The sequence below is a fragment of the Lactobacillus kimbladii genome, assembly GCF_000970755.1.
GTDB classification, from domain to species: domain Bacteria; phylum Bacillota; class Bacilli; order Lactobacillales; family Lactobacillaceae; genus Lactobacillus; species Lactobacillus kimbladii.
Map to the genome: position 1 here is coordinate 376837 of NZ_KQ034007.1, position 13765 is coordinate 390601.

Consider the following 13765-nt stretch of genomic DNA (forward strand, 5'->3'; position numbering starts at 1 on the left):
ATAAATAAAGCGCTTTATAATTTTAAATTGAAGATACATGTATCTATATTTAATACAGGAGAAAAAGATGAAGATACAAGAAGAAGCTAAACAAGTTGTTCAAAAAGCTGTAAAAAAAATGAAATCTGGTGGAGGTATTAAGCAGGTAATTTGGGTTGGTGCTGGAGGTTCTTTTGGTGGCTTTTATGGCGCGAACTATTTTATGCATCAGGAGTCAAAAACAATATTTTCAAATATGTATACCAGTGGAGAATTTATTTATGCTCCGCCAAAAAGCATAGACCAAAATACTTTAGTAGTTTTATGTTCTATGAGAGGAACTAGTGAAACTATTGATTCGGCTAAGGTTGCTAAAAATCATAACGCTACAACAATTGCTCTGTATGTCGATGAATCTGAACTCGTACAGATTTGTGATTTTAAGATAAAATATGAAAGTTTGGCTCTAGATGAAAGCAGACTTGAACGTGTAAATGGCAGTATTGGAATATGCATAGCGATGAATTTGCTGGAACAAGTTGAAGGCTACAAAAATTTTGAAATAGCCATGAAGACTTTTGATTTGCTTGATCATATCTATCGCAAAGCCGTTGAATATACTATACCTTTGGCAAAAGAATGGGCTGAACAAAATAAAGATCAAAAAACAATTTATGTTATTGGTAGCGGTCCAGCATATGGCGCAGCTTATGTTTTCTCAATTTGCAATTTAGAAGAAATGCTCCAATTAAATTCACCAACTATTCATAGTTATGAATACTTTAATGGTCCATTTGAAGTTACGGATAAGAATAAGTCAATTTTTCAACTATTAGCGACGGGTAAAACCAGACCAGAAGATGAACGTGCACTGAAATTTGAACAAAGATTTGGTGGTAAAAAATTGTATGTACTAGACGGTAAAGAAATTGGGCTAGATGATATCGAGCCCGCAGTTTCACCGTATTTTAATCACCCAATTTTTTCATCAATTTTAAATAATGTTTATATGAGAGAACTTTCTTATACTACTCACGAAAGTTATGAAACTCGCAGGTATATGTGGAAAGAGGACTATAAATAAAATGTTGTTAAAAAGGTAATGCACTTTACTTTTTTAATTTAAGGCTCAATAAAAGCGCTTTAAAATTATAATTAATAAAATAAATTTAATTATTTTTAAAGAAATCCTTTACATTATTATCTTAATATATTATTATACTAAATATACATGTTAATACATCTTACTAATGTACTAACTATGGTTGATTTTGGATTAGGGGTGAAGTTTAGTGAAAATAATTTTAGTTAGCCATGGCAAGCTTGCTGAAGGAATGAAAGATACAGTTGAGATGATCACTGGTAAACAGAAAAATCTCGAGGCATATGAAGCCTATAAAAATGGCACGAGTGATGATAGTTTTATCGGTAAAATCAAGAATTCTATAGATAACACTAGTGATGAAAATACTGTAGTCATTACTGACGTTTTGGGAGGTTCAGTTAATAATGAAATGACCCAGCTATTAAAGAATCACCAAAAGTTAACGGTGCTGACAGGTATGAATTTGCCTTTGGTTATAACTTTGGTTACTACTGCGAATTCCGTCCTAACCCAAGAAGATATAGAGGAAGCTATTAACCAAGGACAGAAGGGAGTTTTGTCGATAAATAAGTTGATGACTGAAGATGACGATGAAGGAGATTTATTATGATAAAAGTAATTAGGGTTGATCACCGATTATTGCACGGACAAGTCATTTTTTCATGGACTAAATTTGCAAATATCGAAAGAGTAATTGTAATTGATACAGCTACAGCAAATGATGATTTTAAGAAAATGTCGTTGAAACTGGCTAAACCAGAAGACGTGAGACTAAACGTTTTCAGCGTAGATAAAGCAATTAGTAAAATCGATCAAATTAAGGCTTTAAAAGACAATATTATGTTGCTTTTTGAAAATGTAACTGAACTAAGCAAGTTTATTGATGCGTATGGTCCAGTAGAAGAAATTAACTATGGCTTAGTTCCTTCTAAGCCTGATGCTAAACGTTTTAGCAATGCTATATATTTAACTCCTGATGAAGTTAAACTTACTAAGAAAATGTGCGATCGAGGAATTAAGATCTCCATGCAACAAGTTCCTTCAGCTAACAAGGAGTTTCTAAATAATATGATTTAAAAAAGGGGGTAAAAAATGTTTTGGAAAGCTTTTGTTGTCGGCTTGGTTGGCGTTTTCGCCATGTTCGACTCGAGATTGCTGGGTCGTGAAAACTTCGAGCAGCCATTAATCGTGAGTACACTCGTTGGCTTGGTTTTGGGAGATGTCTCGAAAGGATTATTAGTTGGTGCTACGCTTGAATTAGTTTCAATGGGAATAGTTCAAGTAGGTGCCGCCGTTCCACCAGATATGGTCTTAGGCTCAGTTGTAGCTTCAGCTTTTGCTATTTTGTCACATACCAGTGCACAAGCAGCGTTAACTGTGGCTTTGCCAGTAGCAGTGTTAGGCCAGCTAGTAGCTATAGTGATTAGAATGTTGTTTTCATCCTTTAACCAATTGGTTGAGAATGCAATAGATGCAGGCAAATTCAGAAAAGCACGAAGTTATCACATAGTTTATGGACCAATTATTTATGGTTTGTTATATTTTGTTCCAGTTTTTCTTGCAATCTTTTTAGGTACAAATGTTGTAACCAGTTTCGTCAAAATGATTCCGGATTGGTTAACAAACGGTTTGACTTTAGCAAGTAAGATTTTACCTGCTTACGGATTCGCTCTTCTAATGTCTACTATGATTGATAAGAAAAATGCAGTTTACTTATTCTTAGGTTTCTTCATTGCAGCATATGGCAAAATGACCGTTATCAGTGTAGCTATCTTTGCAGTTATTTTCGCTATTATACTCAACAAGTTTATGCCTAATAACGGAAACAATAACGCTGCTCCTAAGACCAGTAGTAGCGATGATTTAGATGATTTGGAAGAATTATAGGAGGATAAATTATGACCGAACAAAAACATACAGATAAACGTTTACGTCATAAGTTTTGGCAATTCTTCTGGAGGTCATGGGCTATTCAGACATCGTGGAATTATGAAAGCCAAATGAACATGGGTTTCATGTATGGTATGGCGCCAACGATAGATGAGATTTATGGAGAGAAGCCTGATACACCTGAAAAGCTTCAAAAGAAAAAAGAGGCATACCATCGTCATATGGCATTCTTTAACTGTACACCACAATTGACTTCTTTTGTTTTAGGGCTATCTTCAGCAATGGAAGAGGAATATGCAGCCAATCCAGACACATTCGATCCTGATTCAATTAATGGGGTGAAAACTTCATTAATGGGTCCTTTATCAGGTATTGGTGATTCCTTCTTCCAGGGAACGGTTAAAATTATTGCCTTTGGTTTGGGAATCAATATGGCTCAGCAAGGAAACATATTTGGACCGATTTTGGCAATGATTATTTCCATCATCCCTTCAGTTATTGTTACTTATTGGGGCGGCAAATGGGGTTATCTCCAAGGTAAAAAGAATATCCAGCGTCTCATTAGTAACGGTACTATTAACAGAATCATGTCTTTGATGAATGTAATAGGTCTAATGGTCATTGGTGCAATGGTGGCAACTATGATAGGGATAACAACTCCAATAAAATTTGGTAAAACTTTTGTTTTACAAAAAACTTTAGATTCGATTTTTCCACAAATGTTGTCACTAGCCTTCACGTTGGGTATGTTTTACTTAATCAAAAAGAAGGTCAATACTGCTTGGATTATGGTTATCTGTATTTTCGGTGGTATCCTGCTCAGCGTATTAGGTATTTTTAATTAGTTGTTAGTAATTTTTTATAATAATAAGGAGATTATATAAATTATGGATTTTGAAAAAGTTAAGTCTATTGTAAGTGATATTAAGGAAAAACAGCCTGAAATTGATCGTGTAATGTTTGTAGGTTGTGGTGCTTCAATGGCCGACTTATATCCAGGTTATTACTTTGTTTCGCATGAAAGTACCAAACTGCTTTCTTCAATTCACACTGCAAATGAATTTAACTATGATACACCAAAAGGGGTGGGAGAACACACTATTGTAATAACAGCTTCTCTTGGAGGTACAACTCCAGAATCAGTGGCTGCAACTAAAAAAGCTAGAGAATTAGGTACTCACCTGATTACTTTATCAATGGCAGATGATTCACCTATTATTAAGGAAACAGAATATAAAGTTATTCATGGTTTCCACGAAAATTATGCTGCTAAAACAGAAAAAATGTCTTATTGTTTAGCATTTGCTATTGAAATTGTTAAACAGTTTGAAGGTTATCAGTTTTATGATGAAGCTGTTGCAGCATTCCAGGGCATGCCTGATTTGATTGAAAATGCAGTGAAATCTGTTGGTCCTTCAGCAAAAGAATTTGGTGAAAAATACAAGGACGAAAAGAAAATTTTTGTTCTCAGCAGTGGTGCATCACTTGGTGTTGCTTATTCAACTGCATCATTCTTGTTTATGGAAATGCAGTGGATTGCTGCTCCAACAGTTCATTCCGGTGAATATTTCCATGGTCCATTTGAACTTACCGAAAAGGATGCACCATACTTATTGTTCATGAATGACGGCAGTACGCGTCATCTTGATGCACGTGCTTTAACATTCTTACAAAGATTTGACGCACAGGTAACAAATATTGACGCTAAGGACTATGGCCTTAATGAAGTTGCAGGTGAAAATGTAATTGATTACTTTAATCCACTTATTCATACTGGAGTGATGCGTGTTTATGCAGAAGAATTAGCTAAGGCGAGAAAACACCCATTAACTAAGCGTCGTTATATGTGGAAACTTACTTATTAATATAATAAAAAAAGTATTTTTAGAGGGATTCTATGAAAATAGAATCCCTTTATGTTAGTTGCCAGTTTTGTAGTGGCTTCTCTTTTGGAATACTTATTGTTTTGGAATACTTTAATCCAATTTTGTTTTATACTATTCTTTGTCAATATAGATCAAAATTAGCTCAAGCACATAATCATTTATTAGACAATAGATGATACATGGATAAAGTTAATATTAGGGAAGTGATGATATTTGGTAGCAATAGGTTCTTTATATTTTCAGGTAATGGAAAAAATCAGGCAAAAAATTATTACAGGCGAATATCCAACAAATAGTAAATTACCGAACGAATTTGAATTAAGTAAACAGTTTAACGTTAGCCGTGTAACTTTAAGGAAAGCTATTTCAGGATTAGCTGAAGACGGCTTAATTGAGAAGATTCATGGTGTGGGGACATTTGTCCGTAAGCCACATAAAGTAAAAAGAATAATTAGTTCTCCTTCAGCTGAAAGCTTTTCACAAACAGCTGTTAACGAGGGTTTTAAAGCTAGTGCACAAGTAATTAAGGTAAAAAAAGTAGAAACACCTGGCAAGATAAAAACAGTATTAAAAACAAAAACAGCTCTTTATATTGAACGGGTACATTTAGTTGATGATGAGCCTGTGATGCTTGAATGCAATTATTTTCCTTTACCTCGCTTTACTGGACTGGAAAAGGTTGATTTAAGCAAATCTTTATATCAAGTTTTACACAATCAATATCATATAAAAGAACTAAAGTCGCGGGACATGGTTATCAGTATTGCCTTAGCGAGTCTTAGTGAAGCCAGGGTTTTGCAGAAATCTGTTGGTTTTCCTTTATTATTGTTACAAGTAAGTGTTGAAGATGAAAATAAGAACATTGTACATACAGGAAAACAGTACATTATTTCCGAGAGGTATGAATTTCACGTGTAAAATAAAAGCGATCATTTTTTAAAAACTTGTTAACAACGATATTAATCAAAAAATTTCTGGAAAAGCTTTAATTTGAAGAAATTTCTTTCAAAGGCTTGTGTTTGTCACGATTGCCATTAAGCTTGGTAATAGTAAAAATGATTAATCTTTAAATACCATGATGACTGGCATTCGGCCATATTCATCACCTATATTATTTAAAATAAGCTAAAAATATTACAAACTGTTTCTTAATTGAAAAAAGAATTTAATTGGCAATCTCTCATAATAAGTTTAGAATTAAATTTGTACCACAAAGAGCCAATTTAGAATAACTCTCGAGGAAGAATATGAAGAAAAGCAAATTTGCTATTGCCGTAGTTAATATTATTTTTTTAATCACTATTCCAGGAATAACTATAGGTGAAGCTGAACAAGTAACAGCAGCCACTGTCAAGGGCTATGTTAAAGTAAAAAAGAAGAAAAAAGTTCGCCTGTATAAAATTTCTGGAAAACATTCTAATTTTTATGCAGTGTCTAAGTATAAATACCCCTATAGTGCCAAGAAAAAAATTGGCAAGAAAAAAAGGGCGGCCTATAAAATCGGCAATAATTCGCATTGGATTTTAGCTAAAGATGTTAAAGTCGTTAAAAAGAGTACTAAGAGAGTATATACTCAGGCAAAAATGAAATTGCCCAAAGGTTATACTAAAACTGAATTGTTACTAGCTTATCAAGGTAAACCCAGCAAGAATTTTATCAATGCCTCAATGCAAGGGATGAAAACTAATGATTTTAGCCGTCTCAAGGTATCTGAAAGTAAAGCTGATGATGCCACTCAGGTTGATTTAAATCAGCTTACTCCGAAACAAATCGCAGATTTAACTGCTTTTTCTCTTCGTCTTATCAATGAGGCGAGGAGCAATTTAAATTTAGCTCCCTGGGTTGAAAGTAATGGAACTAGAAAATTAGCGGCCGATATTGCCTTGGAATATACTAAAAATAATAAAACAATTAAGGACAGTCATTATGTTCCCGGTATTATTCGCGCTTGTCATGCTAATGGACTTAACCTTGACGATAATTTTGTTGAAGATATGGCCGGCTTTTATAATATTAGCCCCACAATGTCTATGACGGAATTAAAGAAAAGTGTTTATTTTGGTTTAAAACAAATGATTTTTGGCTACGTTGGCAGCGGTGAAGAAGAGAGATCTGACCGAACTTATTATCAAGAATGGGAACATGCTGGGGACTTGTTTAACATCCAAGGCTCGCTTCATGATGGTGATTATAATTATTATGGATTTAGTATTTCGCATAATGATAATATTTGTTCCATGCATTTTATTAGCGTTCCTACGTATGTAGTTAAAAGTAAAAAGTATAATAGCGGTTTTCAGCCATAAAAAAGCAGCCTATTTGAAAGGCTGCTTTTATTGTATAATTACTTTTAAAATACATTTGTGAAAGTACAGAGGAAAATAAAATGTTAATTTATATTCGTTTGGCTGAAAAAGAAGATTTGGACCAAATTATGAAAATCATTGATGAAGCAAAAGAATTGCTGAAAAAAGACGGTAATCCTCAATGGCAAAATGGCTCTCCTAACCGCAAAATGCTTGCAGAAGATATAACTTTAAAGCGCGCATACTGTCTTGTGGCTAATAAAGAAATTGCCGGTGTTGCCGTTTTACTAACTACGCCTGATCCTAATTATGCTGAAATAGATGGTGCTTGGAAAAATAATGATGAACAATATGCCACTATTCATAGGATAGCAATTAGCACAGAATTTCGTGGACAGCACCTGAGTCAATTTATGATGTCAAACTTGATATCGCGTGGGTTGATGCTCGGCATTCATAATTTCCGTATTGATACACATGGGGTCAATAAGCGCATGCAGGGTTTGATTAAAAGTTTAGGCTTTGAGTTTCGGGGAGTTGTTCAGGTTGATCAAACTGAAAATGGCGCTAGAAATGCCTATGAGCTTAATTTATAGCAAGAAAAAAGCTGTTTTCTCTTGACTTGCAGGGCACAATTTCCTATACTATTAAATGTTGAGCAAACAAGTAAAAGCTCAAATGGTATTGGGTTATAGCCAAGTGGTAAGGCACTAGTTTTTGGTACTAGTATGCGCTGGTTCGAATCCAGCTAACCCAATTGTTCTTACGAACACCCAACCCGAAAAGAGACAGTTCTGTAATAGGAGCTGTTTCTTTTTTTGCAGGAAAATTATACCAAAAATATTTTTGTTTTTTTGGTATTTTACTATTTAAAAATTAGGGAAAAGGGTTTATTATATCCTCTATGTTTGGTTGTAATGTTTTCTTTTTTTATGAGGTTTAACCAACACAAAAATATGAATAATGGCAAAAATAAAACAATAGTATTTGGTCATAGAGGATATCCCGTCAAGTTTGCAGAAAATTCAATGGAAGGCTTCCGCAATGCTGTTCAAAATGGGGCAGAGGGGATTGAATTTGACGTTCATTTAACTAAAGACGGCATACCAGTAGTAATGCACGATGAAAAAGTTGACCGGACAACTGATGGCACCGGATATATTAAGGACTTTACTCTTAATAAATTAAGGCGACTGCACTTATCAAATGGTGAGTCGGTTCCGACGCTGCAAGAATTATTTGAACTACTGGAAAATAAAAATATTCAAATAAACTTGGAATTCAAAACTGGAGTGATTCATTACCCTGGTATCGAAAATACTGTATTAAGCCTGGCTCAGCTTTATCATTTCGTTTATCCCATTATCTACTCATCTTTTGATTATGTTACCTTAAAGAACTGCCAGGAAATTGATCCGAACCAGATTTATTGTTACCTGACTGATGAAGAAGTAGTTAATTCAGCTAAATTGGTTAAAGATAACCACTTTGCTGGCATTCACCCAGGCAAGCTATTACCGGGAGAGGAAGCAGTTACAGAGCGTATTTGGACAGTTGATGACCCGCAAATTGCTAAACAATATTTTCAAAAACATGTTGCAGGCATTTTTACTAATAACTATCCCATGATGATTAAGTTGCGTGATCAAATTCAAGGATAAGCTGCCCTAAATAAAAATTATCGAAGTTGAAACACCTTTAACTGATACAGTCTAAAGGTGTTTTTATATATAAAATTAATTAATAATTAGAAAAATATTGTAGAAAAATAATTTTATTAAAGGTATAATCTATATAATTAAAAAGAAAGTTTGGTGAAAAATATGGTAGATTTAATTAAATATGTACGAAAAGGGCTAGCTGAAGCTCCCTCTAATCCGATTTTGAAATTTTCAGATTATGCCAGCAAAATCCCTGATGTCGTTAAGTTTACTTTAGGTGAGCCGGATTTTAATACACCGGATCATATTAAAGAGGCAGCTAAAAGAGGAGTTGATGAAAACCACTCCCACTATGCACCTTCAAACGGGACCATCGGATTGCGTAAGGCAGCCAGTGAATTTTTGAGTAAAAAATATGGTCAAAATTATGATCCAGAAACTGAAGTTTTGGTTACAAATGGTGTAACTGAATCTATTTTTGATTCGGTTTTAGCTACTTTGAATCCTGGCGATGTTATGGTTGTGCCAACTCCATTGTTTCCACTTTATATGACTGACGAGGGCGTCATTAATGAAGGCGTTGAAATTGTTAAGGTAAATACAGCAGACGACGGCTTTAAACTGACACCAGAAAAATTGCAAAAGGTAATTGACAAGTATGGCGACCGGGTACGGATGTTGGTTATGAATTATCCTACCAATCCAACTGGGGTAATGTATAGTCAAGACGAATTGGATGCTTTAGCGGATGTTATTCGTGATAAGCCAATTTTCGCATTGTGTGACGAAATTTATAGTGAATTGAACTATGATCAACCACATGCCTCAATGGAAAAATCATTGCATGACCAAGTTATTTTAATGAACGGCGTTTCCAAGTCATGGGCCATGACCGGTTACCGAATTGGTATTGTTTGTGCTCCTAAAAATATTTTGCAACAAATTGCAAAAGTTCACCAAGCAATAGTTACTACTGAGCCAACACCTATGCAAGATGCGGCCGAAGAAGCCTTTAAAAACGGTATGGATGATGCGCTACCAATGAAAAAAGAGTTTCAAAAACGGCGGGATGCTTTGTATTCCGGCCTAACCAAAATAGGTTTTGAGTGTGCTAAACCCCAAGGCGCATTCTACATTTTTGCTAAAATACCTGATGGTTTTGAACAAGATGATAATAAATTTATTTATGAGTTGGTTGACAAGGCAAGAGTTGCTGTTACAGCAGGTTCTAGTTTTAGTGAAGGCGGAGAAGGTTATATCAGATTTTCTTACGCTGTTTCAATGGATCAAATTGAAGAGGGGCTAAAGCGCCTGGAAAAATTCGTTAAAGAGAATAAGAAGTAATTTTTAAGCAAATTTTGCTTGCAATCACGTACGTTTTTCGGTATTATAATTAACGTGCGTGACGGAGGAGTAGCGAAGTGGCTAAACGCGGCGGTCTGTAAAACCGCTCTCTCTGAGTTCGGCGGTTCGAATCCACCCTCCTCCATTATCACTGGGTTATAGCCAAGTGGTAAGGCACTAGTTTTTGGTACTAGTATGCGCTGGTTCGAATCCAGCTAACCCAATAAAAGACGACTCGTTAGAGTCGTCTTTTTGCGTCAGCTTAAGCTAAGTTGTTGACCTTAATGTACCTGTTTTTAGCGATTATATTATATATCTTATTTTTTATTTTAACTGGATTACCGTAGACCTGAATTGACTTGCCTTTTTTTAAAAGAAGCTTGCGAACTCTTTTACCTTTTTTGTTATAAACGTATGAATTATGTACAATTTTTTTCTTGTTACCTTCAATGTCAGTAGCATTAACAAAAATATTTTGACCGAGTTTATAAAACTTTTGATTATTAATTGTCTTCATACCATAAGTTTCAATAGTCAAACCTGGTTCAATTATAAAACCTTTAATTGGACTACCATTTTGATCGTAAACTTGGATTGAACATAGAACTTTACGAGCTAATTTAACAGTATCGCTATCTTCTGCTTGGTCATTTATTGGATTAAATTTAGTAACTGAGTCTTTTTGAGGATCTTGAATCTTTGAGTTTTCGGTTGGAACTGAATTTGTGAAATCAGCTGTTTTGTTATCATAATTGGGCTTATTAATTTTATTTGCCGGGATATGTATGTTATTAACAGAATTATCTAAGTCAATTGCACCAACAGGCCAGGTAATTGGCTGGCTGACATATGTTTCTGCTGGGCAATTTTTGTCTTCTTTGTCATATAAATTAACCAAATCTGAGACAGAAAGCGTTTTTCCAGCAGGTTTTGCTACGCTGCCAGTACCTATTGCAATAACTTGAGGCATTTTAAAATTGGCAAATGCTGCTGGTTTTAAACGATGTTTACCTAAACTAAGGACAAAGCCATCAGAATTATTTCCTAAACCATCAAGCATGTTAGTCATTTCAAAAATGTTTCCTGTATCCCAGTGACTTAAGTTTAATTGTTTTAAATTGGGGTCTTTAAACATATTACTCATGTTTGTAACGTTGTAGGTTTGCCAGCTGGTAATATCTGGCAATTCCGTAGCCGAGATGCCATTAAACATATAACTCATGTTCTTAACGTTACCGGTTTTCCAATTGGCTAAATTTAAAGTGGTTAAAGCTGTGTCTCCTTCAAACATGTGACTAAAATCAAAAACACTATCTGTTCTAAAATTATTTAAATTAATTCTGGTCAATTTAGTGTCGTTTTTGAACATATTACTCATGTCTCTATTTGAAATAGTGTCCCAAGAAGTCAAGTCAAGTTCTTTTAAGCTACTGTCGTTTTCAAACAAGCTACTTAAATCACTGGCTTCACTAGTATCGACATTATTGAGATCAATAAAACCAACTAAATTTGGTAAGTCAGCGAATTTGCTACTTGAATTCTGTGCTAGTCGAACTTTTAGCTTACTGCCATAATCAGCTGTTGCGATCTGAAATGCGATATATTGAATATCATTTGGGCTGATTCCTTTACCTTGATCATTTTGTTGCGCCTTTACCAGTTGGCTGATTGGTGTAGAAGATAGCGTTCCTCCCGTTATTGTAAGTGTTTTGTTCTCTTCATCAAAGAACCACTTACATTCATTATCCGTGCCATGAATAGTATTACTATTTTGTGAATTTAACTTATTGTTATTTTTTAAGACTGAACTTTCTGTAGTAGCAGAATTTTTTATAAATGTAGACATTGATTCTGCTTGAACAGTAATAGGTTTATTACAGTTTCCTAATGCAGTTACTATTAATGCCGTTGCGAGTAGACTATAAGATAAAAATCTAATACTGTTATTTTTAAAATAAAAACAGCTGTTATTTTTTCGCTTTATAATATTTTTATTTAGCATAACAAAAACCCCTTGCGTAATTTATACATTTACCTTTAGCATAGGGTTATACAGTATTTATTTTTAGCGGTCAACATTTTTAGCTGGCCAATATTTACTTTTTGTTATCTAAAATAGGTAAAAAGTTTACTAGGATGTGCGCCAAATTAATAGTTGATAATTTATAAAGATATAAAAAACGTTATTTATAAAAACGTATATATTTGGTATAAATAAATATTAATAAAATAATTTAATTAATGTAAAAAATGTGTGTGAATATAATTAAGAGTTAAACATTGAAAATCTTTAGCTGAATTAGTTTGTGATTTTTTTACTTTTTAATAATAATTGTTATTTAAAATATGCTTTAGCTTTTTGTATAATTTGTTGTAAATTTCTTTGAATGAAGTAAATTCAGTTGCTCAAATTTGCCTATTTTTGGTTTATTAATAGTACAATAAAGAAGCTAACTTTGATTAAGAAGGGAAATATATGTCAAGACTTGTGCGAGTTGGTGCCGGAGGCAAAGAAATTAGCTGGCATAATGCCTTAAAAGATTTACGTGCGGATGATGTGTTGCTTCTGGAGCCAGGATTTTATGAAATACCTGCGGGAATTTTTTTAGCAGATATTACTATTAAAGGAACTGGTAGTCTTCCTGAAGATACTACAATACTGGGTTATGTGAATGTAGATGCCGGTAGTCAATTTGTTAATTTAGAAAATTTATGTGTTAATACCGTAAATGATGCCAATAGCTTATTTGTGCCTGCTGAAGCTAATACTTTTTTGTCATTGCGTAATTGTATTATCAAAGGTTTCGGTGGTGATACTGCCACTATAGCTGCTAATGGTAAGGTGACACTGGAAATGTTTTCGACAGTAATTATGAATGGTTCAGTTTCTTTATTTGCTGGTTCAAATTTCCGCTTGGAGATGAATGATTCGACTATCAAGAATGTTGTTCAAGATATTGGAGCTTTGGCACTGGAAGGAAAAGGCACTGCTGTTATCAATAATTCTCACATTCATGGCAGTATTGATACCTTTAAAAAAGCAAATGTTGAATTAGATATAAATAACACTGTTGTTTTCTCACTTCTTATTCAGGGGCAGGTCTGGCTAAATATGCTTAACAGTAAGCTCCTATCGCAAGAGGATACCGGAATGTTTATAACCGATGAGACCTGGATTAATGTCATTGGCAGTGAGTTTAAGGGTGGCTTTTACTGCGAGAAAAACCCGCACATAATTATTCAAAACAGCAGAATAAACCGCTTGATTGCTACAGGTGAAGCGAAGATTACACTTAACAATTCTGCTATTGTTAACCATGCTGATTTTCAGAACAAAGTTGAATCTAATTCCAGGCGTGTAACTTTCAATGGTGGTAATGAGTATGAGTATTTTTTAGCTCTAAGTGATCAGGCACAGTTTGAAGGACATGATCTTATCTTCAATTCTAATGGTGCAAATTTGGCCGTAGAAAATCAGGCACACTTACATGCCAGCGTGATTGCCACAAGTGATGATTCGATTACAGTAGAATGTGGACAAAATGCTGAATTCCGCTTATGGGGTATGAAATGGACCACTAAAAAAAATTAAGT

13 protein-coding genes and 3 tRNA genes are annotated in these 13765 nt (G+C 34.3%); 15 read left to right on the top strand and 1 reads right to left on the bottom strand.

From position 1 onward, the window contains the following. Positions 1 to 67: 67 nt before the first annotated feature. The 14 genes from JF75_RS02225 to JF75_RS02290 all read left to right on the top strand — a co-directional run bounded on the left by JF75_RS02225 (position 68) and on the right by JF75_RS02290 (position 10395). A complete protein-coding gene (locus JF75_RS02225; RefSeq protein WP_046331669.1) occupies positions 68 to 1063 on the top strand; it encodes a sugar isomerase in 996 nt (331 codons plus the stop codon). 208 nt (positions 1064 to 1271) lie between these two features. Beyond that, positions 1272 to 1694: a PTS sugar transporter subunit IIA gene (locus tag JF75_RS02230; protein ID WP_046331670.1), complete on the top strand. Its 423-nt coding sequence runs from the start codon at positions 1272 to 1274 to the stop codon at positions 1692 to 1694. Further along, positions 1691 to 2161: a PTS sugar transporter subunit IIB gene (locus tag JF75_RS02235; protein ID WP_046331671.1), complete on the top strand. Its 471-nt coding sequence runs from the start codon at positions 1691 to 1693 to the stop codon at positions 2159 to 2161. The genes JF75_RS02230 and JF75_RS02235 overlap by 4 nt, the downstream gene beginning before the upstream one ends. 15 nt (positions 2162 to 2176) lie before the next feature. Further along, positions 2177 to 2971: a PTS mannose/fructose/sorbose/N-acetylgalactosamine transporter subunit IIC gene (locus JF75_RS02240; RefSeq protein ID WP_046331672.1), complete on the top strand. Its 795-nt coding sequence runs from the start codon at positions 2177 to 2179 to the stop codon at positions 2969 to 2971. A gap of 11 nt (positions 2972 to 2982) precedes the next feature. Beyond that, complete coding sequence (locus JF75_RS02245; RefSeq protein WP_046331673.1) at positions 2983 to 3819, top strand: PTS system mannose/fructose/sorbose family transporter subunit IID; 837 nt, start codon at positions 2983 to 2985, stop codon at positions 3817 to 3819. 42 nt (positions 3820 to 3861) lie between these two features. Continuing rightward, positions 3862 to 4839 carry an SIS domain-containing protein gene (locus JF75_RS02250; RefSeq protein WP_046331674.1) on the top strand — a complete coding sequence of 326 codons (978 nt, stop codon included), beginning with the start codon at positions 3862 to 3864 and terminating at the stop codon, positions 4837 to 4839. A 234-nt stretch (positions 4840 to 5073) separates the two neighbouring features. Beyond that, positions 5074 to 5778, top strand: coding sequence for a GntR family transcriptional regulator (locus tag JF75_RS02255; RefSeq protein WP_052726856.1), 705 nt, complete (start codon positions 5074 to 5076; stop codon positions 5776 to 5778). Positions 5779 to 6107: 329 nt separating this feature from the next. Next, positions 6108 to 7166: an SEC10/PgrA surface exclusion domain-containing protein gene (locus JF75_RS02260; RefSeq protein ID WP_046331675.1), complete on the top strand. Its 1059-nt coding sequence runs from the start codon at positions 6108 to 6110 to the stop codon at positions 7164 to 7166. Between the two features lie 80 nt (positions 7167 to 7246). Then, positions 7247 to 7762: a GNAT family N-acetyltransferase gene (locus JF75_RS02265; protein ID WP_046331676.1), complete on the top strand. Its 516-nt coding sequence runs from the start codon at positions 7247 to 7249 to the stop codon at positions 7760 to 7762. Positions 7763 to 7851: 89 nt separating this feature from the next. After that, positions 7852 to 7923, top strand: a tRNA-Gln gene (locus tag JF75_RS02270). 175 nt (positions 7924 to 8098) lie between these two features. Then, positions 8099 to 8827: a glycerophosphodiester phosphodiesterase family protein gene (locus JF75_RS02275; RefSeq protein ID WP_046332911.1), complete on the top strand. Its 729-nt coding sequence runs from the start codon at positions 8099 to 8101 to the stop codon at positions 8825 to 8827. Positions 8828 to 8989: 162 nt separating this feature from the next. Beyond that, a complete protein-coding gene (locus JF75_RS02280; protein ID WP_046331677.1) occupies positions 8990 to 10171 on the top strand; it encodes an aminotransferase class I/II-fold pyridoxal phosphate-dependent enzyme in 1182 nt (393 codons plus the stop codon). Between the two features lie 63 nt (positions 10172 to 10234). After that, positions 10235 to 10316 (top strand) — tRNA-Tyr (locus tag JF75_RS02285). Between the two features lie 7 nt (positions 10317 to 10323). Further along, positions 10324 to 10395, top strand: a tRNA-Gln gene (locus JF75_RS02290). Between the two features lie 38 nt (positions 10396 to 10433). On the opposite strand, the gene JF75_RS02295 is transcribed toward JF75_RS02290, so the two are convergent. Continuing rightward, positions 10434 to 12017: a BspA family leucine-rich repeat surface protein gene (locus tag JF75_RS02295; protein WP_167334206.1), complete on the bottom strand. Its 1584-nt coding sequence runs from the start codon at positions 12015 to 12017 to the stop codon at positions 10434 to 10436. A 630-nt stretch (positions 12018 to 12647) separates the two neighbouring features. Between JF75_RS02295 and JF75_RS02300 the strand changes: the two genes are divergently transcribed. Next, positions 12648 to 13763, top strand: coding sequence for a hypothetical protein (locus tag JF75_RS02300; RefSeq protein ID WP_046331679.1), 1116 nt, complete (start codon positions 12648 to 12650; stop codon positions 13761 to 13763). Positions 13764 to 13765 lie beyond the last annotated feature (2 nt).

Coding starts and splice junctions, on each gene's coding strand:
- JF75_RS02225 (WP_046331669.1), top strand. CDS start 68: ATGAAGATACAAGAAGAAGCTAAACAAGTTGTTCAAAAAGCTGTAAAA.
- JF75_RS02235 (WP_046331671.1), top strand. CDS start 1,691: ATGATAAAAGTAATTAGGGTTGATCACCGATTATTGCACGGACAAGTC.
- JF75_RS02240 (WP_046331672.1), top strand. CDS start 2,177: ATGTTTTGGAAAGCTTTTGTTGTCGGCTTGGTTGGCGTTTTCGCCATG.
- JF75_RS02245 (WP_046331673.1), top strand. CDS start 2,983: ATGACCGAACAAAAACATACAGATAAACGTTTACGTCATAAGTTTTGG.
- JF75_RS02250 (WP_046331674.1), top strand. CDS start 3,862: ATGGATTTTGAAAAAGTTAAGTCTATTGTAAGTGATATTAAGGAAAAA.
- JF75_RS02260 (WP_046331675.1), top strand. CDS start 6,108: ATGAAGAAAAGCAAATTTGCTATTGCCGTAGTTAATATTATTTTTTTA.
- JF75_RS02265 (WP_046331676.1), top strand. CDS start 7,247: ATGTTAATTTATATTCGTTTGGCTGAAAAAGAAGATTTGGACCAAATT.
- JF75_RS02275 (WP_046332911.1), top strand. CDS start 8,099: ATGAGGTTTAACCAACACAAAAATATGAATAATGGCAAAAATAAAACA.
- JF75_RS02280 (WP_046331677.1), top strand. CDS start 8,990: ATGGTAGATTTAATTAAATATGTACGAAAAGGGCTAGCTGAAGCTCCC.
- JF75_RS02295 (WP_167334206.1), bottom strand. CDS start 12,017: ATGTCTACATTTATAAAAAATTCTGCTACTACAGAAAGTTCAGTCTTA.
- JF75_RS02300 (WP_046331679.1), top strand. CDS start 12,648: ATGTCAAGACTTGTGCGAGTTGGTGCCGGAGGCAAAGAAATTAGCTGG.